The 1,462-nt window shown below is 63.7% G+C and carries 1 protein-coding gene; it reads left to right on the top strand.

The features are described 5' to 3' along the window. Window positions 1-148: 148 nt before the first annotated feature. Window positions 149-1,462, top strand: a 1,314-nt coding sequence (gene ntrX / locus AC1D00_RS40815) for a nitrogen assimilation response regulator NtrX (RefSeq protein ID WP_477014605.1), incomplete at its 3' end; no start/stop codon positions are given.

Raw genomic sequence — 1,462 nt, 5'->3', positions numbered from 1 at the left:
CGATCAAGGAAGCGGAAATCGCCAAGGAATCCATCAAGGACACGGAAACAAAAGGGCCGGTTGCCGAAACCAAAGAGCCGGCTGAAATGACCAATGATTCAACGAAGATCGAAGCCTCAACAGGCAGCTGACAAGACAGGCGCGACCCATGGCAAGTGAAATTCTGATTGTCGATGATGAGGCCGATATTCGGGATCTCGTTGCGGGCATCCTCGAGGACGAGGGGTTCGTCACCCGGACCGCACGCGACAGCGACTCGGCGTTGGCCGAAATCGCCAACCGCAGGCCGCATCTGGTGTTCCTCGACATCTGGCTCCAGGGCTCCAAGCTCGACGGCTTGCAACTCCTGGAGCAGGTCAAGAAGGACAATGCCGATCTGCCGGTCGTGATGATCTCCGGCCACGGCAACATCGAGACCGCGGTCGCCGCGATCAAGCGCGGCGCCTACGACTTCATCGAGAAGCCGTTCAAGGCGGACCGGCTGATCCTGGTCGCCAACCGCGCGCTGGAGAACTCGCGGCTGAAGCGCGAGGTCAAGGAGCTGAAGCAGCTCGCGCCGAGCGCAAGCTCGCTGGTCGGCCGCTCGCCCAGCATGAACCAGCTGCGCCAGACCATCGAGCGCGCGGCCAAGGCCAACAGCCGCATCCTGATCGTCGGCCCCGCCGGCGCCGGCAAGGAGCTGACTGCGCGCACGCTGCACACCGCCTCGGGTCGCGCCGACGGTCCCTTCGTCGTCATCAACGCTGCCGCGATCACGCCCGAGCGGATGGAGYACGAGCTGTTCGGCGTCGAGCAGTCCAATGGCGAGCAGCCGCGCAAGCCCGGTGCGCTCGAGGAAGCGCATGGCGGCACGCTCTTCATCGACGAGATCGCGGACATGCCGCGCGAGACCCAGAACAAGATCCTGCGCGTGCTGGTCGAGCAGTCGTTCCAGCGCGTCGCCGGCACCGCCAAGGTGCAGGTCGACGTGCGCATCATCTCCTCGACGGCGCGCAACCTGGAGGAGGAGATCGCGGCCGGCCATTTCCGCGAGGACCTCTATCATCGCCTCTCGGTGGTGCCGATCCGCGTGCCCGCACTCTCGGAGCGGCGCGAGGATATTCCGGAACTGATCGACTACTTCATGGAGCAGATCTCGGCCGGCAGCGGCCTGCCCAAGCGGCAGATCGGGCAGGACGCGATGGCGGTGCTGCAATCGCATGTCTGGCCCGGCAACGTGCGCCAGCTTCGCAACAACGTTGAGAGAGTCATGATTCTGGCCGCAGGCGGACCGGAAGTGATCATCACCGCCGACATGTTGCCGCAGGACGTGGGCTCCATGGTGCCGGCGATGCCGACCAGCAACAATGGTGAGCACATCATGGGCCTGCCGCTGCGCGAAGCGCGCGAAGTGTTCGAGCGCGACTATTTGATTGCACAGATCAGCCGTTTTTCAGGAAATATTTCTCGTACGGCCGAGTTC

Source organism: Bradyrhizobium sp. P2_E8 (assembly GCF_056403875.1).
The sequence above is the reverse complement of the archived record's forward strand: the minus strand, read 5'-3'. Positions and strand labels throughout refer to the sequence as shown.